This window comes from Rhodosalinus sp. FB01 (assembly GCF_041365715.1).
Taxonomy (GTDB): domain Bacteria; phylum Pseudomonadota; class Alphaproteobacteria; order Rhodobacterales; family Rhodobacteraceae; genus Rhodosalinus.
On sequence record NZ_JBGFSH010000003.1, the window covers coordinates 186,748 to 207,211 of the forward strand.

Genomic DNA, 20,464 nt, shown 5'->3' on the forward strand with positions numbered 1-20,464 from the left:
GCCCCGAGCCGGACGCCAGAACCACCGCGCTCAGGGCATGATGAGCCCGCGGCTCATGGCGCGGGCCACCGCATGGGTGGTGTTGATCGCGCCCAGCTTGAAGCGCGCGCTTTCGATATAGACCCGCAGGGTGTGTTCGGAGATCGCGAGCGTTTCGGCCACCTGCGCCCGGCTGTAGCCCGCGGCAAGCAGCGTCATCGCGTCGACCTCGCGCGGGGAGAGCGCGCAGGCCCGCACGGGCGCGCGCGACGCGTCGAGCTCTAGCGCCTTCTGGTTGACCATGTGTCCCAGCAGGATCAGGTCGCGGCGATGCGCCTCGCTGAAGGCGCGCCAGTCCACGTCGTCGCAGTCGTGGTTCACCGTGAGAAGCGCGAATTGTCCGTTCGGCCCGCGCAGAGGCACCGAGACGCCCTGCTGTCCGACCCCGTGGCGCAGGGCGTCTTCCAGAAAGGCGCGCGCGGTCTTGCCGCGCCAGTCGAGGCGCTTCCAGTCGACCGGATGGACGTGATCGAGACAGCCCCGCACCACCGGATCGATCCGCAGATATCCCATCTCGGCATAGCGCTTGAGCCAGGCCGGACAGTAGGTTCCCAGGCGATAGCGCTCGCCCTCCGGGCCGACCCAGCGGTAGCCGACCTGCCCGACCCCGAGCCGCTCGCCCAGCGCCTCGATCGCCGTTTGCAGATCGTCAGTCCCGGCTGCCGTCTCCAGGCGTTTCAGAATGCCATCCAGCCGTAAGCCGGTCACCGCGCGGCGCCCTTCCGCTTTGCGACGCGATCTCGGCCATGGCGAGCAGGCGCGTGTCGTCCAGACGCTCGGCCAGAGCCGGCAACCCGTTGGCCCTGGAGAAGTTTTTCAGGTCCGCGAGTACGTCGAGTATCCAGTCGTGTTTCATCGCAAATCTCGTTCCGCCACGTTAAAGTATGGTTAATGCAATCATAGCACGAACCATGCGGGCGACTGTATTCGCACTATTCAACTCCCCGTTTCCAGTGAGTTGACAATCTCCACGGCGGGCGCGCGCACGCCGCGGGCGCGACGCGGCAACATGCCAAGCCTGTCGAGCGAATTTACGGTGAAGGGCGATGTCGGGTGCGGACCGACGCCGCGGGGTGGGAGGAAGCCTGCGACCGGCTCCGCGGCGAGGCGAATACGGCCGGGGATGCGCGATCGGGCCCTCGCGTGGCGGGCGGCCTTGTCCGGGAAGCGCGGGCAACGCCCGCCCGGGCAGGGATCGGCCGGCCCGCCCGACGATCGGGTGGGCCGGCCGGCCGCGGAAAGTCAGCGTCCGGCTTCGAGCACGTCCTCGAAGGTGCGCAGCCCGGTGCGCGGGGCCTGCACGAGGACCGCCATGTTGCCCGGTTTGTGGGCGTTGCGCAGCATCTTCATGTGCGCCTGGGGCAGCTCGTCCCAGGTAAACACCTCGGACATCGTGGGATCGAGCCGTCGCTCCAGCATGAGCTTGTTGGCCGCGCTCGCCTGCTTGAGATGGGCGAAGTGGCTGCCCTGAAGCCGCTTCTGGTGGCTCCACATGTGGCGCACGTCGAAGGTGCAATTATATCCCGTGGTGCCGGCGCAGATCACCACCATGCCGCCGCGCTTCACCACGAAGGTCGAGACGGGAAAGGTCGCCTCGCCGGGGTGTTCGAAGACCATATCGACGTTCACGCCCTTGCCCGTGATCTCCCAGATCGCCTTGCCGAACCGGCGGACCTCGGCGAACCATTCCTTGTACTCCTCGGTGCCGACCTCGGGCAGCCGCCCCCAGCAGTTGAAATCCTTGCGGTTGATGACGCCCTTGGCGCCCAGGTCCATCACGAACTCGCGCTTGTCCTCCTCGGAGATGACGCCGATGGCGTTGGCGCCCGCGGTGTTGATGAGCTGGATCGCGAAGGAGCCGAGCCCGCCCGACGCCCCCCAGACAAGCACGTTCTGGCCCGGTTTCAGATCATGCGGCTCGTGCCCGAAGAGCATCCGGTAGGCGGTGGCGAGCGTCAGCGTGTAGCAGCCCGACTCCTCCCATGTCAGGTGCTTCGGCCGCGGCATGAGCTGTTGCGCCTGCACGCGGGTGAACTGGGCGAAGGAGCCGTCGGCGCTCTCGTAGCCCCAGATGCGCTGGCTGGGCGAGAGCATCGGATCGCCGCCGTTGCACGCCTCGTCGTCGCCATCGTCCTGGTTGCAGTGGACCACGACCTCGTCGCCGACCTTCCAGCGCTTCACCTTGTCGCCCACCTTCCACACGATCCCGGCGGCGTCCGAGCCGATCACGGCATAGGGCGCCTTGTGGCCGAGGAAGACGCTGACCGGCTGGCCGAGGCAGGCCCAGACGCCGTTGTAGTTGACGCCCGCGGACATCACGAGCACCAGCACTTCGTGGCTGTCGATCTCGGGGACGTCCACGACCTCCTTCTGAAGCGCCTTGTCGGGCTCGCCGTGGCGTTCCTGGCGCAGGACCCAGGCGTGCATCTTCTCGGGCACGTAGCCGCGGGGCGGCATCTCGCCCATCTCGTAGAGATCCTTTTCCGGTGCCTCGTAGGCGGCGATGCCGGTGTCGGAATCCAGAGCCATCGGGGCCTCCTTCGCAAATGAGTCTCGCCGCGCTGCGGAGTTGCCGGCGACGCCCCGGGAATAGCGCCGGTCGCGCAACAATGCAACACCCTGAGGGGCCCGATTGAAACTTTATGACCGAGCGCGTGCAGAAAACTATTCCGCAGCCGCAGCATCGGGGGGCAGAAGATGCGCGATGGAGCGGGCGTAGAAGTCGAGCAGCACGGTCTCGTCCTCCGCCGGGGCGAGCGTGTCGCCCTGTTCCACCACGATCTTCCGCGCGGCAAGCTGGCCCACCGCCTGGTCGAGCGCCGCAGGCGTCAGAGCAGGCACGCCCAGCCCCTCGGTCAGCGCCGCGGCCCTGCGATGCAGCGCCGCGCGCGGCATCGCCCCGTCGCTGCGCAGAAGATGCGCGACGACCGGGACGGGGACCACCGGCACCGCGGCGCCGATCCGGCGCATCAGCGCCTCGGCCAGCGCCCGCGGGTCCGCGTCATGCGCGCCCCGGAAGTCCGCAAGCGAGAGGGGCCGCCCGAAGCGCACCGCCGCCTGCCCGAAGCGGCGGTGCCGGCCCGTGATCTTGAACCAGAGCTGCCCGAACACGAAGCGCGCGACCGCCACGGGGCGCGCCCGGAAGCGCCGCGTGCCGGCCTGCCCCGCAGAGGTGAGCAGCCGGTCCTCCAGCACTCGGTCGTAGTTCAGCCCCACGGGCACGAAGATCACGTCGCGCCCGGCCGTCTCGGCCTCGGCAATGTATTTCAGAAGGCCCAGCTTCGGCGGCCCCAGCCCTCCCGTCAGGCTCAGCCCGCCCTCGGGGTAGAGCGCCTGCGTCACGCCGCCCTCGGTGGCCAACTGGACGTAGCGCGCCAGCACACGGCGATAGAGCATGTTGCCCTCGCGCCTGCGGATGAAGTAGCCGCCCAGCGCCCGGATCAGCCGCGACACGGGCCAGACGCGCGCCCATTCCCCTACCGCGTAAGCCAGCGGCGAGGTTTCGGCCACGAGATGGGTCAGCAGCACGTAGTCCATGTTGCTTCTGTGGTTCATCACGAAGACCACCGTGGCGTCGCGGTCGATCCGGGCGACCACCTCGGCCTGTTCCAGCCGCACGGCGTAGAGCCTGCCCGAAAGCCACCGCGCAAGGCGGATGGCCAGGCCGAAGTAGAGCGAGGCGGAAAAGGCCGGCACGATCTCCCGCGCGTAGCGGCGCGCACGCTCGAAGGCCACGTTCTCGGGCACGCCCTCGGCCTCGGCGGTCGCGACGATCGCCCGGCTCACCTCGGGGTCGTAGATCAGGCGCTGGATGGTATCGTGGCGTTCGGCCAGCTTGAAGGGCCGGATCGGCCGTTCAAGCCTCTCGTTCAGCCGCGCGACCGCGCGCTCGAGCCGGCGGCGAAAGAACCAGCGCACGGAGGGGAACAGGAAATGCGAGGCGAACGTGACGCCCGCGAAGGCGAGGATCAGCAGGAAGAGCCAGAGCGGAAGGGTCACGGGCGCGGTCATCGCAGGGATATTGAAGGCTCCCCCGCCCCGCGTAAATCCTTGAAGGACGCCGCGATGGCGCCCCGCGCCGTGCCGCGGCGCAGCGAATTGACCGGCCAGAAAGTTTCAAGTATCCACGCCCGAACGCAACAAAGTTGCACGACAGAGTCGAGAGGCCCCAGATGACCGAGACCGGATCCGCGCCCAAGAAAGACAAACCCTGGCTCATGCGCACCTATGCGGGGCATTCCACCGCGAAAGCCTCCAACGCGCTTTACCGCCGCAACCTCTCCAAGGGGCAGACCGGCCTTTCGGTGGCCTTCGATCTGCCCACGCAGACGGGCTATGACAGCGATCACGTCCTCGCACGGGGCGAGGTGGGCAAGGTCGGCGTGCCCGTCGCCCATCTGGGCGACATGCGCACCCTCTTCGAGGACATTCCCCTCGACCAGATGAACACCTCGATGACCATCAACGCGACAGCGCCCTGGCTTCTGGCGCTTTACGTCGCGGTGGCCGAGGAACAGGGCGCCGACGTGTCGAAACTCCAGGGCACGGTGCAGAACGACATCATAAAGGAATACCTCTCGCGCGGGACATATATCTGCCCGCCGAAACCGTCATTGCGCCTCATCACGGACGTCGCGGCCTATTGCTACCGCGAGATTCCGAAATGGAACCCGATGAACGTGTGTTCCTATCACCTGCAGGAGGCCGGCGCGACGCCCGACCAGGAACTCGCCTTCGCGCTTGCGACCGCCACGGCGGTGCTGGACGACCTGAAGGGCAAGGTGCCGGACGAGGATTTCCCGCTGCTCGTCGGCCGCATTTCCTTTTTCGTGAACGCCGGCATCCGTTTCATCACCGAGATGTGCAAGATGCGCGCCTTCACCGATCTCTGGGACGAGATCTGCCGCGAGCGATACGGCGTCGAGGATCCGAAATACCGCCGTTTCCGTTACGGCGTGCAGGTCAATTCGCTCGGCCTGACGGAGCAGCAGCCGGAGAACAACGTCTATCGCATCCTGATCGAGATGCTCGCGGTCACCCTGTCCAAGAAAGCGCGGGCACGGGCGGTTCAGTTGCCGGCCTGGAACGAGGCGCTGGGACTGCCGCGCCCGTGGGACCAGCAATGGTCGCTGCGGATGCAGCAGATCCTCGCCTACGAGACCGATCTTCTGGAATTCGACGACCTCTTCGACCAGAACCCGGCCGTCGACGCCAAGGTCGAGAAGCTGAAGGCGGGCGCGCGCCACGAACTGGCCAGCATCGACGCCATGGGCGGCGCCGTGGCGGCCATCGAATACATGAAGGCCCGCCTCGTGGACGCCAACGCGGAGCGGCTCAACCGCATCGAGCGCGGCGAGACCGTCGTGGTCGGCGTCAACAAGTGGATGGAATGCGAACCCTCGCCGCTCATGGACGAGGAGGGCGGGATCATGGTCGTCGACGCCGCGGTGGAGCAGGACCAGATCGACCGGCTGAACGCGTGGCGCGCGGCGCGCGACGAGGCCGCCGTGGCGGCCGCCCTCGCCGATCTGCGCGCCGCCGCGGCCGAGGGCCGCAACATCATGCCGCCTTCCGTGGCGGCGGCGAAAGCGGGGGTCACCACCGGCGAATGGGCCGCCGAAATGCGCAAGGCCTTCGGTGAATACCGCGGGCCGACCGGCGTGTCGAAGAGCCCCTCGAACATGACCGAGGGACTCGACGAGATCCGCGAGGCGGTCGATGCCGTCAGCCAGCGTCTCGGCCGGCGCCTGCGCTTTCTCGTCGGCAAACCGGGGCTCGACGGCCATTCCAACGGGGCGGAGCAGATCGCCTTCCGCGCCCGCGATTGCGGCATGGACATCGAATACGAGGGCATCCGCCTCACCCCTGAAGAGATCGTTCGCGCCGCGCAGGAGAACACCCCGCACGTCATCGGGCTTTCCATCCTTTCGGGAAGCCATATTCCGCTCGTGGAAGACATGATGGGCCGGCTGCGCGAGGCGGGACTCGAGGAAACTCCCGTCATCGTGGGCGGAATCATCCCCGAGGAGGATGCAAGGCGCCTGCGCGCCATGGGCGTGGCGCGCGTCTATACGCCGAAGGATTTCGAATTGAACGCGATCATGATGGATGTCGTCGAGCTGGCCGATCCCAAAGCGGTCGCCGCGCAATAAGGATTACGCAGGGTCAGCGATTACTCCGCACGCCATCGCCTTTTCCACAACCACTCCGCGCAAAGACTTTGCGCGGAAACTTTTCCAATGCCGTTTTTTCTTGTATCCTTGAAAATTGCGGGTAAGGAGTCATGTCCACGCGGCCGGGGCGCAACAGAAGACGACCACGCAACAAAGGAAAAGCCCATGAATATTGATTTGTACAAGATGTCCGGCGAGGAACTGAAACAGCTGCGCGCCGATATCGACAAGGCGCTGGAGACGATCGAGCTTCGCCGCAAGGCCGAGGCGCTGAAAGCGGCCGAAGACGCGGCGAAAGCCTATGGTTTCTCGCTCAACGACCTCAAGGAAGCCGGGCCGAAAGGCAGCAAGAACCCGCCGAAATACGCCAACCCCGCCGATCCGCGCCAGACGTGGACCGGCCGCGGGCGCAAGCCGCAGTGGGTCAACGAGGCGCTGAAGGCGGGCAAGACACTCGAAGACCTCTCGATCTGACGCGGGGGCGCGCGTGGCGATGGCGGAAAAGGCGATCGCGGCTCGCGTGGAAGGCCGGGTGCAGGGCGTCTCCTTCCGCGCGTGGACGCAGGAGCAGGCGCGCAGCCTCGGCCTTGCCGGCTGGGTGCGCAACCGCTCCGATGGCAGCGTCGAGGCTCTGATTCAGGGGCCCGACGACGCCGTCTCCAGCCTTCTCGAACGGCTCCGCGAGGGGCCGCCCGCGGCAAGGGTGACGCAGGTTTCCGAAGAGGAGACTGCCGCCGATCCCGCGCTTCGGGATTTCGAGATCCGTCGCTAGCAACCGGCGTAAGGAAAGGCTCCGCATGACGATCCATATCGGCGCGGCCGAAGGCGAGATCGCGCCAACGGTGTTGATGCCGGGCGACCCCTACCGCGCCCGTTGGGCGGCCGAGCGTTTTCTCGATGCCCCGCGCCTCGTGAACGAAACCCGCGGCATGCTCGGCTTCACCGGAACCTGGCGGGGCGAGCCGGTCACGATCCACGGCTCCGGCATGGGAATGCCGTCACTGTCGATCTACGCCAACGAACTGATCCGCGATTACGGGGCGAAGACGCTCATCCGCATCGGGTCCTGCGGCGCGATGCAGACGCAGGTCGCGCTTCGCGATCTCGTGCTCGCAATGACGGCGTCGAGCCTTTCGACGCCCTCGCGCGGGACGTTCCGCGAATTGTCCTTCGCGCCCTGCGCCGACTGGCCGCTTCTGCGGGCGGCCGCGGCCGCCGCCGAGGCGCGCGGCGCCACGCATCATGTCGGCGGCATCTACTCGTCGGACGTGTTCTACGACGAGCGCCCCGACCTGAACGAGATCCTGACCCGTCACGGCACGCTCGCCGTCGAGATGGAGGCGGCGGAACTTTACAACGTAGCCGCGCGCCTCGGCGCGCGCGCGCTCGCCGTCCTGACCGTCAGCGCTCATCTTCGGACCGGGGAACACCTGCCGAGCGATGAGCGCGAGAGAGGCTTCGCAGAGATGGTCGAGATCGCGCTGGAGGCCGCCTTCGCCTGATCCCTATGTTCCGTGGCTGCGGTCGTAGGGGTTGGGCGCGGGCGGCCTCCACCCCTCGAGCGCGCCGGTTCTCGGGGCGAAACCCTCCACCAGCAGCGGATGGCAACGCGCCGCGTCGCTCGAATGTTCGGCTGAGCAGTCCCCGCCGGGGCAGGCACTGAGCGCGCCCAGAAGATCGATCTCGGCGAAGAACTCGAGGTAGTCGCCGGGCCGCACCGGGCTCGCCTTCATGAAATACTGCCCCGTGTCGGGGGTGAAGCCCGTGCACATGAAGACGTTCAGCACGTCGTGCACATGGCCCTCCGCCTCGGCCACGGCCATCCCGGTTTCCCCGGCCAGCGCCCGCGTCAGGTTCGAGTGGCAGCAATGGTGGTAGGCGTCCCCGCCCGAGAGCAGCGCGTGGGTGTAGGGATCGCAGCGCGTGCCGATCACGTCGTGCACCCGGCCGCCGAAGTCATCCGTGCCGTACCAGGCGAGCGTATCCTCCACGATGGTCGCCATCGGGCGCAGATGCGGAAAGGCCGACCACATCCGGTCGCCCGTCGTCAGATGCGTGCCGTGCAGCGCGCGCGTCTTGCCCGAGTAGAAGCGCTCGGACAGATCGCCCGCGTTCCAGAGGTTCAGGTCGCCCACCTGCGGCCCCTCGACGCTCGCGATGCGAAAGAACTGCCCGGCGGCCACGCGAAAGCAGCGACCCTCGCGCGGCGGCACGATGACCTCGCCCAGCTTTTCCGCCCCCGGCCACGCCGCGCGGTAAAGCGCCAGGTCCGGCGCGGGCAGCGTGTCGTCCGGATAGCAGATCACGGGGGCCACGGCGCGGCGCGCGTCGGCGTCGGCGGGTGGATTGGCCATTGGATACTCCGTTGCCCGTGCTTTCAGTCGCCGCAGGCATAGCCCCGGTGGCGCGGACTGTCACGGCATCGCGTGGGCCGGGGAAGCCGGGCGTGCGTCCTCCGCGTCAGCGGGGCGGCGCGCGTGATGTCCGTGCGGAACGGGCCTAATGCATCGCGCCATATCGCCCGAGCGCTGCAACCCTCACGGGCTGCGGGTCTGCCTGGGCGAGCGGCGTCAGCGACCGCTCGCCCGATACAAGGCCTCAGACCGCGCGGTCCACCATCATCTTCTTGATGTTGGCGATGGCTTTCGCCGGGTTCAGACCCTTGGGGCAGGTCTTCGCGCAGTTCATGATGGTATGGCAGCGGTAAAGCTTGAACGGATCCTCGAGGTCGTCCAGCCGCTCGCCCGTGGCCTCGTCGCGGCTGTCGATGATCCAGCGATAGGCATGCAGCAGCGCAGCTGGGCCGAGGTACCGATCGCCGTTCCACCAGTAGGACGGGCAGGCCGTCGAACAGCAGGCGCACATCACGCACTCGTAAAGCCCGTCGAGCTTTTCGCGATCCTCGATCGACTGCCGCCACTCCTTCGCGGGCGCGTTCGACTTCGTCTCCAGCCACGGCATGATGCTTTCGTGCTGGGCGTAGAAATGCGTGAGATCCGGGATCAGGTCCTTCACCACCGGCATGTGCGGCAGGGGGTAGATCTTCACGTCGCCCTTGATCTCTTCCATGCCGTAGATGCAGGCGAGCGTGTTGATCCCGTCGATGTTCATCGCGCAGGATCCGCAGATCCCCTCGCGGCAGGAGCGGCGGAAGGTCAGCGTCGGGTCGATCTCGTTCTTGATCTTGATGAGCGCGTCCAGGACCATCGGCCCGCAGCTGTCCATGTCCACCCAGTAGGTGTCCACGCGCGGGTTCTCCCCGTCGTCGGGGTTCCAGCGATAGATCTGGAACTTACGCAGGTTCGTCGCGCCGTCGGGCTTGGGCCAAGTCTTCCCGGTGCGGATCTTCGAATTCTTGGGGAGCGTCAGTTGAACCATCTCGGTCGTCTCCTCAGTACACGCGGGCCTTGGGCTTGATACGGTCGAGGTCGATGCCGCCCTCGTTGTGCCCCATGAGCGGGTTGAGGTGCACCGGGCGATAGTCGAGCTTCACGCCGCCGTTGACCCATGCGAGCGTGTGCTTGCGCCAGTTCTCGTCGTCGCGGTCGGGATGGTCCTCGTGGGCATGGGCGCCGCGGCTTTCCTTGCGCGCCTCGGCGCTCGCGATGGTCGCGAGCGCGTTCGGCATGAGGTTGGCAAGCTCCAGCGTTTCCATGAGGTCCGAGTTCCAGATCAGCGACCGGTCGGTGACGGCGATATCGTCGAGCTTGCCCGCGATCGTCGTCATCTTCTCGAGACCCTGCTTGAGGGTTTCCTCGGTGCGGAAGACGGCCGCGTCCTCCTGCATGGTCCTCTGCATCTCGAGCCGCAGCTCCGCCGTGGGCGTGCCGCCCTTGGCGTGGCGCATCGCGTCGAAGCGGTCGAGCGCCTGCTCGATGGCCGCCTTCGGCGCCTCGGGCACCGGCGTTCCATGCTCCACGGCCTCTCCGGCGCGGATGGCCGCGGCGCGGCCGAAGACCACGAGGTCGATGAGCGAGTTCGAGCCCAGACGGTTCGCCCCGTGGACAGAGGCGCAGCCCGCCTCGCCGACGGCCATCAGGCCGGGCGCGATGCGGTCGGGATCCGCCTCGGTGGGGTTCAGAACCTCGCCCCAGTAGTTGGTCGGGATGCCGCCCATGTTGTAGTGCACCGTGGGCAGCACCGGGATCGGCTCCTTCGTGACGTCGACGCCGGCGAAGATGCGCGCGGATTCGGAGATGCCCGGCAGCCGCTCGGCCAGCGTCTCGGGCGGCAGGGGATTGAGGTGCAGGTGGATGTGGTCCTTGTTCGGGCCCACGCCGCGCCCTTCGCGGATCTCGATCGTCATGCAGCGGCTGACCACGTCGCGGCTGGCGAGGTCCTTGTAGGTGGGCGCGTAGCGTTCCATGAACCGCTCACCCTCGGAATTGGTGAGATACCCCCCCTCGCCACGGGCACCCTCGGTGATGAGGCAGCCCGAGCCGTAGATGCCGGTGGGGTGGAACTGCACGAACTCCATGTCCTGGAGCGGCAGGCCCGCCCGCGCGATCATGCCGCCGCCGTCACCGGTGCAGGTATGCGCCGAGGTGGCCGAGAAATAGGCGCGCCCGTAGCCGCCGGTGGCCAGCACCACCATCTTGGCGGAAAAGACGTGCATGCTGCCGTCGTCGAGCTTCCAGCAGAGCACGCCGCGGCAGGCGCCGTCCTCGTCCATCAGGAGGTCGATGGCGAAATACTCGATGTAGAACTGGGCCTGCTGCTTCAGGCTCTGGCCGTAGAGCGTGTGCAGGATCGCATGGCCGGTCCGGTCGGCGGCCGCGCAGGTCCGCTGCACCGGCGGCCCCTCGCCGAACTCGGTGGTGTGGCCGCCGAACGGGCGCTGATAGATCTTGCCGTCCTCGGTGCGCGAGAAGGGCACGCCGTAATGCTCGAGCTCGTAGACGGCCTTGGGCGCCTCGCGGGCCAGGTATTCCATCGCGTCCACGTCACCGAGCCAGTCCGACCCCTTCACGGTGTCGTACATGTGCCACTGCCAGTTGTCGGGCCCCATGTTGCCGAGCGAGGCGGCGATGCCCCCCTGCGCGGCCACGGTGTGCGAGCGGGTGGGAAAGACCTTGGTGACGCAGGCGGTGCGAAGCCCCTGCTCCGCCATTCCGAGCGTCGCGCGAAGCCCCGAGCCGCCGGCGCCCACCACAACCACGTCGTAATCGTGCGTCTCGTAGTCGTATGCTGCCATGGAATGCTGCTCCGTTATCTCAAAGCGCCAGCTTCGCCACGGCGAAAATGCCGACGGCGGCGGCCGCGTAGCTGAGGCAAATCATCGCCACGATCAGAACCTTCTGACGCGTGCCGTGGACATAGTCCTCGATCAGGGTCTGAACACCGCCCCGGAAATGGTAGAAGCCGACGAGGAGGGTGAGGATCGCCACCATGGCCGGGAACGGCTGCTGGTAATAGGCCACGACCTCCGCATGGGGGCGGCCCAGCGCCTGCCCGAAGGTGAAGATGAAAAGCGGCACGAGCCCGATCAGGGCCGCCGACGAGACGATCATGCTCCAATGATGGTCGGTTCCCGTCTTTGCGGCGCCCGTGCCCTCGGCACGCTTGCGTGCGGTCAGAATATGCATGGCGATCCCCCTCAGATCACGAAGACGGTGGCGAGCGTGAGCACGACCGACCCGCCGATCATCACATAGCCCATCATGTAGGAGCTATCGAGGTCGAGGCCGCGCCCGCTGTCCCAGACGAGATGCCGGATGCCCCCGAGCGTGTGATACCAGAGCGCCCAGAGCGACAGGAACATCACCAGATCGCCGAACCAGCTCGTCAGCACCGCGTCGGCTCGCGCGAACGCCTCGGGAGAGGTCGCGGCGGCGAGAAACCACCAGACGACCAGAAGCGCGGCCACCAGAAGCGCATTTCCGGTGATGCGCACGAAGATGGACGTCACCGATGTGAGCTGCGGGCGGTAGATCTGCAGGTGGGGCGAGAGCGGGCGGTTGCCTCTGTTGACGTCGGCCATGGCATGTCCTTTCGGTCTGCTGTCCAACTGATAGCGCATTTTTCGGCGCTGTCATGGGGGCAAAGCCACGCCATCACCGGAAAATCTGCGCAACGCAACCTCTTCGGGGCCGTTCGTGATCACTGAGCGATATCATGTGATCGCAAATTTTCACCTGTCTTATCTGCGTCTTCGCGTGGCCATGGCGCACGATGCGGTGCATGCGGGCCGAGCGCGCAAGGATTCGGATGCGGCCTGGGACGGCCCCGCCCTTCGGCGCAAGGAGGCCGGCCCAGCCTGTGATCACGCCAGTCCGGTCTCGGCGGCACCCGGATCCCCCGGTGCCCCCGATCGCCGGCCCGGCCTTCGGCGATCACATCGGCATGAACGCCCAGTAGTCGAGGTCCAGAAGGACGTCCGGCAGATACTTGCCGTCCTCGCCCTTGAGCGTGAAGGGCGCGCCGCCTTTCGTCGCCACCAGACGCAACCGGATCGCGCCGACGCCGGGCGCGGGCGTCTCGGCCATGTCGAGCACCTCGGACCAGGCGCGCACGGTGTCGCCCGCGAAGCAGGGGTTCGCGTGCGCGCCCGCGTTGATCGCCGCGATCATCTGCGCGTTGGCGAGACCGTTGAACGAAAGCGCGCGCGCCATGGAGATGACGTGCCCGCCATAGATCAGCCGCTTGCGATCCTCGCGCGGCGTGGCGTCGAAATGGGTCTTGGACGTGTTCTGCCAGAGCCGCGTCGCCATCATGTGCTCGGCCTCTTCCAGCGTGACGCCGTCCACATGGTCGATCGTTTCGCCGACCTCGTAGTCCGACAGGCGGTGCGGTTCTCCGGCGAGGCCGAAATCATACTGGGTGAAGTCGAGCCCGGCCGGAATGACCAGGTCGCCCGGCGCGACATGCGGCGCGGTCTCGGGCACCACCGCTTCGGGGGCCGGCGTCCCGGGGTCCTTCTTGCGCACCATGACCCAGCGCTTGAACTCCATCACCGGAAGCCCGTGCTGGTTGAAGCCCGTGGTCTTCACGTAGACCACGCCGGTCTTGCCGGAGGAGTTCTGCTTCAGCCCGATCACCTCGGACGAGGCGCGCAGCGTGTCGCCGGCATAGACCGGCCGCAGCCAGCGCGCCTCGGCATAGCCGAGATTCGCCACGGCGTTGAGCGAAACGTCGGGCACCGACTTGCCGAAAACGATGTGAAAGGCGGCCAGATCGTCCACCGGGCTGGCCGGAAGGCCGCAGACCCGCGCGAACTCGTCCGACGAGTAAAGCGCGTGGCGCGCCGGGTAGAGCGCGTGGTAGATCGCCCGCTCGCCGCCCGAGATCGTGCGCGGCACGGCATGGGGGATCACCTCGCCCACGGTGTAATCCTCGAAGAAGCGGCCCGGGTTGGTCTTCATCCGGCTGGGCTTGTCCTTCGGCATGCTCACTGCTCTCCCAGCTTCATGTCGGGGTGGTAGGTGCCTTCCACCTCCTTCACCACCGCCTGCCCGCAGCGCATCACGCCGTTGCTTTCGTCGTAGGCATAGGCGGGGGCGCCGTAGAGATCCCAACCGGCGTTCAGCGCGGCGGTCACCTTGTGGCAGAAGGCGGAGGTGTCGTCGGCGGTCAGGAAGCGGTAGAGGCGCATCGCGTCACCCGAATGCCGGATAGCCGAACCAGTAATGCGCCCAGGCGATCAGGCCGTAGACCACCAGCGTGCCGACGACGGCGCCGATCTCCTTGCCCATCGAGGCGGGCGGCGGCGGCGCCGGACGCTCCGTCGCGCGATTGATCAGGATGACCTCCCACACGGCCCAGCCGAGCAGCCCGCCGAACAGGATGAGCGAGGGAAGATCGCCGTTGACGAGCAGATGGCCCACCGCCCACGCCTTGACGGCGGTCAGCTGCGGGTGGCGGATCCGGGCCGTGATCCGCGTCTTCATCCCCGAGGCGGCGAAGAGGTACACGGCGAAGAGGTTGAGCAGGTTGTTGATGCCCACCGTCGCCGGGTGACGCCCCCACCAGACATCGCCGTAAGCTCCGCGATAGCCCACGATCATCAATGCCAGCGCGACCAGAAGCAGCACGGCGACCACGCCCTTGCCGGTCTCGCCCATGCCGGCGCGCGTGTCGGGTGCAAGGCGCTTGAACGTGTGCGCCCCGATCCAGAGGATCACGCCGAGGATCAGTAACGTCAGTGCCATCGCGGCTCTCCCTGCCCTGTCGGTCGCTACCCTAGATCAATGCGCGAGCGCCGCAATGGCCTCTGCCTTCGCGAGCATCCTGCGGGCGGTTTCGACATGCAGGTTCTCGACGATCCGGCCGTCCAGCACGGCCACGCCCTCGCCGCGCGCCTTGGCGTCCCGGAATGCCGCGATCTGGCGGCGCGCGAGGTCGATCTCTTCCGCGCCCGGGGCGAAGACGGCGTTGGCGGTGGCCACCTGCGCGGGGTGGATGAGCGTCTTGCCGTCGAAGCCCATGTCGCGGCCCTGTTCGCACTCGGCGCGCAGCCCGTCCTCGTCCCGGAAGTGGTTGAAGACGCCGTCCACGCAGACCTTTCCCTCGGCCCGCGCCGCCATGAGCATGTGCTGCAGCGCCTGGAGCATCGGCAGCCGGTCGGCGCGCATGGCGCAGCCCAGCTCCTTGGCGAGGTCGTTGGTCCCGGCGACGAATCCCCCAAGGCGCGGATGCGCCGCGATGGCCTGCGCGTTCAGGACGCCGCGCGGCGTCTCCATCATGGCCCAGATCGGCACGTTCGCGCCCAGCGCGTCGGCCGCGGCGTCGAGCTGCGCGGGGTCATCGACCTTGGGCAGCAGCAGCGCGTCGATATCGGCGCCGCGGATCGCCTCGATGTCCGCCGCGCCCCAGGCGGTCTCCAGCCCGTTGACCCGGACGATCCGCGCGCGCTTGCCGTATCCGCCCGCGTCGAGCTCGGTACGCAACGTGCGCCGGGCCTCTTCCTTGGCATCGGGCGCCACCGCATCCTCGAGATCGAAGATGATGGCGTCCACCGGCAGCGACCGCGCCTTCTCGAGGGCACGCTCCTTCGAGCCGGGAATGTAGAGCACGGACCGGTAGGGGCGTGAGCGCGGGTCCATCGAAGCCTCCCGTAACAAAGTTGCGCGGTAGAGCGCATTTTCTTGGCAGATGTTCAAGCCCCTTTCTGCTGCAATGCGGCAAAACCGGCCCCGCAACGGCTGCGGCACGCGCCCTTCGGCCGCCGTTAACGCCTTCTCCGGCTCTTCATGGCGACGTCGCGCCCCCATCGAAGGAGATCCCGCCATGATCCGGCATGCCCTCGTCCACGCCACCGGCCTCGCGCTCATGGCGCTTGCCGCGACCACCGTCGAGGGCGAAGCCTTGCCCGGCTGCGGGCCGCGGGACGCGATGCTCGAGGAACTCGCCCGGGGCTGGGGCGAATCGCGTCGCGCGGCGGGTCTCGCCTCCGGGGCGCTCGTCGAGCTTTTCGCCAACCCGGACACGGGAAGCTGGACGCTCACCGCGACGACGGCCGCGGGCCGCACCTGCCTGCTGGCATCGGGAGAGGCGTTTTCCGCCCACGACGCGCCGCCCCCGGGCCGCGACGGCTAGGTGAGCGCGTCCCAGATCAGCTTCGCGCCGGTCAGCGTGAGCAGCGTGTAGGTCAGCAGGAAGAAGGCGCGCTCCGGCACGAGGAAATGCGCCTTCACGCCGAGCCAGGCGCCAAGCACCGCGAAAGGGGCGAGCGCGGCGTTCGCCATGAGCGTCTGGGCCGTGAAGATGCCGAGGACGCCGTAGGGAATCGCCTTGGCGATGTTGAGCGCCCAGAAGATCAGCACCGTTGTCGCCTGATAGGTCGTCTTGTCGGGCCGCCCCGCAAGCAGGTAGACGGCGGCCGCCGGGCCGCCGGCATGGCTGACGAAGCTCGTGAAGCCCGCGGTGAGCCCGGCCAAGAGCCCCCAACCCCGCCCCGGGCGGCGCGCGGCGGGCCGGATGACGCCACGCGTTTCCAGCACGCGCCAGGCGACGAAGGCCAGGCTGATCGCCCCGATCAGGAGCCGTATCAGGTCGTCGTCGGCCACCCGCCAGAGCGCCGCCCCGAGCGCGACGCCGGGCAGGCCGCCCAGGATGAGAAGCCGCGCCGCCGCCGGATCCCAGCGCCGCCAGTAAGGCGGCAGCGTGACAAGATCGATCAGCATGAGAAGCGGCAGCATGATGCCGAGCGCCTCGCCCGGCGGCATCACGAGGGCCAGGACCGCGGCGGATGCGAAAGCCGCGCCCGAGCCGAAGCCGCCCTTCGAGACGCCGGCGAAGACCACCGCGAGCGCCGCCAGCACGAAGATGCCCGGATCGTTCAGCATCGCCCCCTCCCCGCACGCAACACGCGTCGTGGTTCAGGCTTAGCCGCTCGGGCGGGCGCGCGACAGCCCCGCTCCGCTCTTGCGATGCGCTGCGCGAGGCTCTAGGCCATGCGGCGTCTGCAATCGACCGGAGAGACTTTCATGGCCAGACCCAAGATCGCCCTGATCGGCGCGGGGCAGATCGGCGGCACGCTCGCCCATCTCGCCGCCATCAAGGAGCTCGGCGACGTCGTCCTGTTCGACATCGCCGAAGGCACGCCCGAGGGCAAGGCGCTGGACATCGCCGAATCCGGCCCCGTGGAGCGCATCGACGCCGCGCTCAAGGGAACGCAGGATTACGCCGACATCGCCGGCGCCGACGTCTGCATCGTGACCGCCGGTGTGCCGCGCAAGCCCGGCATGAGCCGCGACGACCTTCTCGGCATCAACCTCAAGGTGATGAAGGCGGTCGGCGAAGGCATCCGCGACAACGCCCCCGACGCCTTCGTGATCTGCATAACCAACCCGCTCGACGCGATGGTGTGGGCGCTGCGCGAGTTCTCGGGCCTTCCGCACGAGAAGGTCTGCGGCATGGCCGGCGTCCTCGACAGCGCGCGCTTCCGCCACTTCCTGAGCGTGGAGTTCAACGTCTCGATGAAGGACGTGACGGGCTTCGTGCTCGGCGGGCATGGCGACACGATGGTGCCGCTCGTGCGCTATTCCACCGTGGCGGGCATCCCGCTGCCGGATCTGGTGAAGATGGGCTGGACGACGCAGGAAAAGCTCGACGCGATCGTGCAGCGCACCCGGGACGGCGGTGCGGAGATCGTGGGGCTGCTGAAGTCGGGTTCCGCCTTCTACGCGCCCGCCGCCTCGGCGATCGAGATGGCCGAAGCCTATCTCAAGGACCAGAAACGCGTGCTGCCCTGCGCGGCCTATGTTTCGGGCGCCTATGGCCTCGACGGCATGTATGTCGGCGTGCCCACGGTGATCGGCGCGGGCGGCATCGAGAAGGTGATCGACATCGCGCTCAACAAGGACGAGCAGGCGATGATGGACAAGTCCGTCGACTCGGTGCGCGGCCTCGTGAAGGCGTGCAAGGAAATCGACGAGACACTCGCCTGATACCGGCGCGACGCCCGCTCCCGGACCCGCCCCATGGCGCCGGCCCGGGAGTGGTCTGCCGCGCGGCGCGGGCACATGCGCCCGCGCGGACACGAGAATTGTTCCGCGGAGCGCCCGGTCGGAAGCGATTCTTGCCGCCACCGGCGCACCCGACGCCAGTTTCGTGATCACACCCCGAAAATGCGTGATCACAAACCTCCCCAAGAATGCACAAAACCGCGTGACAGACCAGAAAACGGTTTCGACCGGGTGCGACAATATGAGTATACCGGGACAAACGAACCGTGACGGGACAGTGCTGAATGAACATACATGAATATCAGGCCAAGGCACTTCTGCGGGATTACGGCGCGCCGGTGAGCGACGGGCGCGTGGTGCTGAAGGCCGAGGATGCGAAGACCGCCGCCGGAGCGCTCGACGGCCCGCTCTGGGTGGTGAAGGCGCAGATCCACGCGGGCGGTCGCGGCAAGGGCCACTTCAAGGAGGACGGCGCCGGCGAGAAGGGCGGCGTGCGCCTCACGAAGTCGGTGGAGGAGGCCGCCGAGGAGGCGCGCCGGATGCTCGGCCGCACCCTCGTCACCCACCAGACCGGCCCCGCGGGCAAGCAGGTGGGGCGCATCTACATCGAGGACGGCTCCGGCATCTCGCGCGAGCTCTACCTTGCGCTCCTGGTGGACCGGCAGACGAGCCGCGTGTCCTTCGTCTGCTCCACCGAGGGCGGCATGGACATCGAGGAGGTCGCCGCGTCGACGCCGGAGCGGATCCTGTCCTTCTCGGTGGATCCGGTGACCGGATACCAGCCCTTCCACGGCCGCCGCATCGCCTTCATGCTGGGCCTCGAGGGCAAGCAGATCAAGCAGTGCGTCGGCCTCATGGGCACGCTCTACAGGCTCTTCGTGGACAAGGACATGGAGATGCTGGAGATCAACCCGCTCATCGTGACGGACGAGGGCGAGCTGAAATGCCTCGACGCCAAGATGAGCTTCGACTCGAACGCGCTCTACCGGCACGCCGACATCGCGTCGCTGCGCGACGAGTCCGAGGAGGATCCGAAGGAACTCGCCGCGTCGAAATACGATCTCAACTACATCGCGCTCGACGGCGAGATCGGCTGCATGGTGAACGGCGCGGGCCTCGCCATGGCGACGATGGACATCATCAAGCTCTTCGGCGCCGAGCCCGCTAACTTCCTAGACGTGGGTGGCGGGGCCACCAAGGAGAAGGTGACGGAAGCCTTCAAGATCATCACGTCGGACAAGAACGTGAAGGGCATCCTCGTGAACATCTTCGGCGGCATCATGCGCTGCGACATCATCGCCGAGGGCGTCGTCGCCGCCGTCAAGGAGGTGGGGCTCGAGGTGCCGCTGGTCGTCCGGCTCGAGGGCACGAACGTCGAGCAGGGCAAGGAAATCATCAACACTTCCGGCCTGAACGTAATCGCGGCGGACGACCTGTCCGACGCGGCGCAGAAGATCGTCAAGGCGGTGAAGGGGTAATCGATCGTGGGTCCTCACGCTCCTATTTTGTCTCAGGCGCGCATCTTGGCAGACAGGAAAGCTATAGATTTGCTTTCGTTTGCAAGCACTGTGTTCCCAGGCGACAAAGGTCCATTGAACATTGCAACGCAACGACTGCTTGAAACAGGTGTTGAGTTTGCGGTCAACGCCCGCCGCTGTTTCGAAGTTGACGGAGCGAAGCAAGCGATTTCGGCACGGCGTTGGGAATACCAATTAGACAACAGCCTCAAAGTTGAAAGCGACCTGTGGAGGGCGCTAAATGGGATCATTCATGCTCGCCGCTTGGATGTTCATTTTGCGGACTCTCCACAGCGTATCTTTCATCAATCCACCAATGTGGTTGCGCTTCATTTTGTTTATGAAACCGACCGCTATCCAGAAACCTACGTCGACGTTTTCGGTATGGCTTGGGCATACCTAACTTTCGGAAACTTCGCGTGGCAGTATTGAAATAGGAGCCACCACAATGGCAGTTCTCGTCGACGAAAACACCAAGGTGATCTGCCAGGGCTTCACCGGCTCCCAGGGCACCTTCCACTCCGAGCAGGCCATCGCCTACGGCACCAAGATGGTGGGCGGGGTGACGCCCGGGAAGGGCGGGCAGGAGCATCTGGGCCTGCCGGTCTTCAACTCCTGCCACGAGGCGGTGCAGCAGACCGGCGCGAACGCCTCGGTCATCTACGTGCCCCCGCCCTTCGCCGCGGATTCGATCCTGGAGGCGATCGACGCGGGCATCCCGCTCGTCGTCTGCATCACGGAAGGGATTCCGGTGCTCGACATGATGAAGGTCAAGCGCGCGCTCGAAGGGTCCACGACCACGCTGATCGGGCCAAACTGCCCCGGCGTGATCACGCCCGACGCCTGCAAGATCGGCATCATGCCGGGCCACATCCACAAGCGCGGGAAGGTGGGGGTTGTAAGCCGTTCGGGCACCCTTACCTACGAGGCCGTGAAACAGACGACGGATGTCGGCCTCGGCCAGTCCACCTGCGTGGGCATCGGCGGCGATCCCATCAAGGGGACCGAACATATCGACGTGCTGGAATGGTTCCTCGCCGACGACGAGACGGAAGCGATCATCATGATCGGCGAGATCGGCGGCTCGGCCGAGGAGGACGCCGCGGACTTCCTGAAATCCGAGGCGAAGAAGGGCCGCTCCAAGCCGACGGCGGGCTTCATCGCCGGGCGCACCGCGCCCCCGGGGCGGCGGATGGGCCACGCCGGCGCTATCGTCGCCGGCGGCAAGGGCGGCGCCGAGGACAAGATCGAGGCGATGAAGTCGGCCGGCATCGTCGTGGCCGACAGCCCCGCCGGGCTGGGCGAGGCGGTGCTGAAGGCCATCGGCTGA

The 20,464-nt window shown here is 67.1% G+C and carries 23 protein-coding genes; 9 read left to right on the forward strand and 14 right to left on the reverse strand.

Annotated features, from left to right (window positions below; all coding sequences use genetic code 11):
- Window positions 1-30: 30 nt before the first annotated feature.
- From AB6A65_RS05600 to AB6A65_RS05615, 4 genes are all read right to left on the reverse strand, one after another.
- The gene (locus AB6A65_RS05600) at window positions 31-747 is read right to left on the reverse strand and encodes an autoinducer binding domain-containing protein (protein ID WP_371037378.1); all 717 of its coding nucleotides are present in this window, start codon (window positions 745-747) and stop codon (window positions 31-33) included.
- A complete protein-coding gene (locus AB6A65_RS05605; protein WP_371037379.1) occupies window positions 689-895 on the reverse strand; it encodes a hypothetical protein in 207 nt (68 codons plus the stop codon). The genes AB6A65_RS05600 and AB6A65_RS05605 overlap by 59 nt, the downstream gene beginning before the upstream one ends.
- A gap of 386 nt (window positions 896-1,281) precedes the next feature.
- On the reverse strand, window positions 1,282-2,568 hold the full coding sequence (gene ccrA, locus AB6A65_RS05610; protein WP_371037380.1) for a crotonyl-CoA carboxylase/reductase: 1,287 nt from the start codon (window positions 2,566-2,568) through the stop codon (window positions 1,282-1,284).
- 135 nt (window positions 2,569-2,703) lie between these two features.
- A complete protein-coding gene (locus tag AB6A65_RS05615) occupies window positions 2,704-4,050 on the reverse strand; it encodes a 1-acyl-sn-glycerol-3-phosphate acyltransferase (protein WP_371037381.1) in 1,347 nt (448 codons plus the stop codon).
- Between the two features lie 161 nt (window positions 4,051-4,211).
- Here AB6A65_RS05615 and AB6A65_RS05620 point away from each other — a divergent pair, with 161 nt between their 5' ends.
- The 4 genes from AB6A65_RS05620 (at window position 4,212) to deoD (ending at window position 7,714) form a co-directional block, all read left to right on the forward strand.
- Window positions 4,212-6,191 (forward strand): methylmalonyl-CoA mutase family protein, encoded by a 1,980-nt coding sequence (locus tag AB6A65_RS05620; RefSeq protein WP_371037382.1) that lies wholly within the window; start codon window positions 4,212-4,214, stop codon window positions 6,189-6,191.
- 186 nt (window positions 6,192-6,377) lie between these two features.
- Entirely contained in the window at window positions 6,378-6,686 is a 309-nt protein-coding gene (locus AB6A65_RS05625; RefSeq protein ID WP_371037383.1) for an H-NS family nucleoid-associated regulatory protein, read from the forward strand.
- 19 nt (window positions 6,687-6,705) lie between these two features.
- Window positions 6,706-6,984, forward strand: a complete 279-nt coding sequence (locus AB6A65_RS05630; protein ID WP_371037644.1) for an acylphosphatase — start codon at window positions 6,706-6,708, stop codon at window positions 6,982-6,984.
- A gap of 25 nt (window positions 6,985-7,009) precedes the next feature.
- A complete protein-coding gene (deoD, locus tag AB6A65_RS05635; protein WP_371037384.1) occupies window positions 7,010-7,714 on the forward strand; it encodes a purine-nucleoside phosphorylase in 705 nt (234 codons plus the stop codon).
- 3 nt (window positions 7,715-7,717) lie between these two features.
- Here deoD and AB6A65_RS05640 read toward each other — a convergent pair whose 3' ends face one another.
- The 9 genes from AB6A65_RS05640 to AB6A65_RS05680 form a co-directional block, all read right to left on the reverse strand.
- Window positions 7,718-8,566, reverse strand: a complete 849-nt coding sequence (locus tag AB6A65_RS05640; protein ID WP_371037385.1) for an urea carboxylase-associated family protein — start codon at window positions 8,564-8,566, stop codon at window positions 7,718-7,720.
- Between the two features lie 244 nt (window positions 8,567-8,810).
- A complete protein-coding gene (locus AB6A65_RS05645) occupies window positions 8,811-9,590 on the reverse strand; it encodes a succinate dehydrogenase iron-sulfur subunit (RefSeq protein ID WP_371037386.1) in 780 nt (259 codons plus the stop codon).
- Between the two features lie 13 nt (window positions 9,591-9,603).
- Window positions 9,604-11,406 (reverse strand): succinate dehydrogenase flavoprotein subunit, encoded by a 1,803-nt coding sequence (sdhA, locus tag AB6A65_RS05650; RefSeq protein ID WP_371037387.1) that lies wholly within the window; start codon window positions 11,404-11,406, stop codon window positions 9,604-9,606.
- A gap of 19 nt (window positions 11,407-11,425) precedes the next feature.
- Window positions 11,426-11,797: a succinate dehydrogenase, hydrophobic membrane anchor protein gene (gene sdhD / locus AB6A65_RS05655; protein ID WP_371037388.1), complete on the reverse strand. Its 372-nt coding sequence runs from the start codon at window positions 11,795-11,797 to the stop codon at window positions 11,426-11,428.
- 11 nt (window positions 11,798-11,808) lie between these two features.
- Entirely contained in the window at window positions 11,809-12,192 is a 384-nt protein-coding gene (sdhC, locus tag AB6A65_RS05660; protein ID WP_371037389.1) for a succinate dehydrogenase, cytochrome b556 subunit, read from the reverse strand.
- A gap of 352 nt (window positions 12,193-12,544) precedes the next feature.
- On the reverse strand, window positions 12,545-13,597 hold the full coding sequence (locus AB6A65_RS05665; protein WP_371037390.1) for a MaoC family dehydratase: 1,053 nt from the start codon (window positions 13,595-13,597) through the stop codon (window positions 12,545-12,547).
- 2 nt (window positions 13,598-13,599) lie between these two features.
- Window positions 13,600-13,803, reverse strand: coding sequence for a DUF1737 domain-containing protein (locus AB6A65_RS05670; RefSeq protein WP_371037391.1), 204 nt, complete (start codon window positions 13,801-13,803; stop codon window positions 13,600-13,602).
- A gap of 4 nt (window positions 13,804-13,807) precedes the next feature.
- Window positions 13,808-14,353, reverse strand: a complete 546-nt coding sequence (locus AB6A65_RS05675; RefSeq protein ID WP_371037645.1) for an NnrU family protein — start codon at window positions 14,351-14,353, stop codon at window positions 13,808-13,810.
- 42 nt (window positions 14,354-14,395) lie between these two features.
- Entirely contained in the window at window positions 14,396-15,253 is an 858-nt protein-coding gene (locus AB6A65_RS05680; RefSeq protein ID WP_371037392.1) for a CoA ester lyase, read from the reverse strand.
- 184 nt (window positions 15,254-15,437) lie between these two features.
- Here AB6A65_RS05680 and AB6A65_RS05685 point away from each other — a divergent pair, with 184 nt between their 5' ends.
- The gene (locus AB6A65_RS05685; RefSeq protein ID WP_371037393.1) at window positions 15,438-15,746 is read left to right on the forward strand and encodes a hypothetical protein; all 309 of its coding nucleotides are present in this window, start codon (window positions 15,438-15,440) and stop codon (window positions 15,744-15,746) included.
- Here AB6A65_RS05685 and AB6A65_RS05690 read toward each other — a convergent pair.
- Window positions 15,743-16,495, reverse strand: a complete 753-nt coding sequence (locus AB6A65_RS05690) for a sulfite exporter TauE/SafE family protein (protein WP_371037394.1) — start codon at window positions 16,493-16,495, stop codon at window positions 15,743-15,745. The two genes, AB6A65_RS05685 and AB6A65_RS05690, sit on opposite strands and share 4 nt — an antisense overlap.
- A gap of 141 nt (window positions 16,496-16,636) precedes the next feature.
- On the opposite strand from AB6A65_RS05690, the gene mdh reads away from it, so the two are divergent.
- From mdh to sucD, 4 genes are all read left to right on the forward strand, one after another.
- A complete protein-coding gene (gene mdh / locus AB6A65_RS05695; RefSeq protein ID WP_371037395.1) occupies window positions 16,637-17,599 on the forward strand; it encodes a malate dehydrogenase in 963 nt (320 codons plus the stop codon).
- Window positions 17,600-17,901: 302 nt separating this feature from the next.
- A complete protein-coding gene (gene sucC / locus AB6A65_RS05700) occupies window positions 17,902-19,095 on the forward strand; it encodes an ADP-forming succinate--CoA ligase subunit beta (protein ID WP_371037396.1) in 1,194 nt (397 codons plus the stop codon).
- A gap of 45 nt (window positions 19,096-19,140) precedes the next feature.
- Window positions 19,141-19,566, forward strand: coding sequence for a hypothetical protein (locus tag AB6A65_RS05705; protein ID WP_371037397.1), 426 nt, complete (start codon window positions 19,141-19,143; stop codon window positions 19,564-19,566).
- A 16-nt stretch (window positions 19,567-19,582) separates the two neighbouring features.
- Window positions 19,583-20,464, forward strand: coding sequence for a succinate--CoA ligase subunit alpha (gene sucD / locus AB6A65_RS05710; RefSeq protein ID WP_371037398.1), 882 nt, complete (start codon window positions 19,583-19,585; stop codon window positions 20,462-20,464).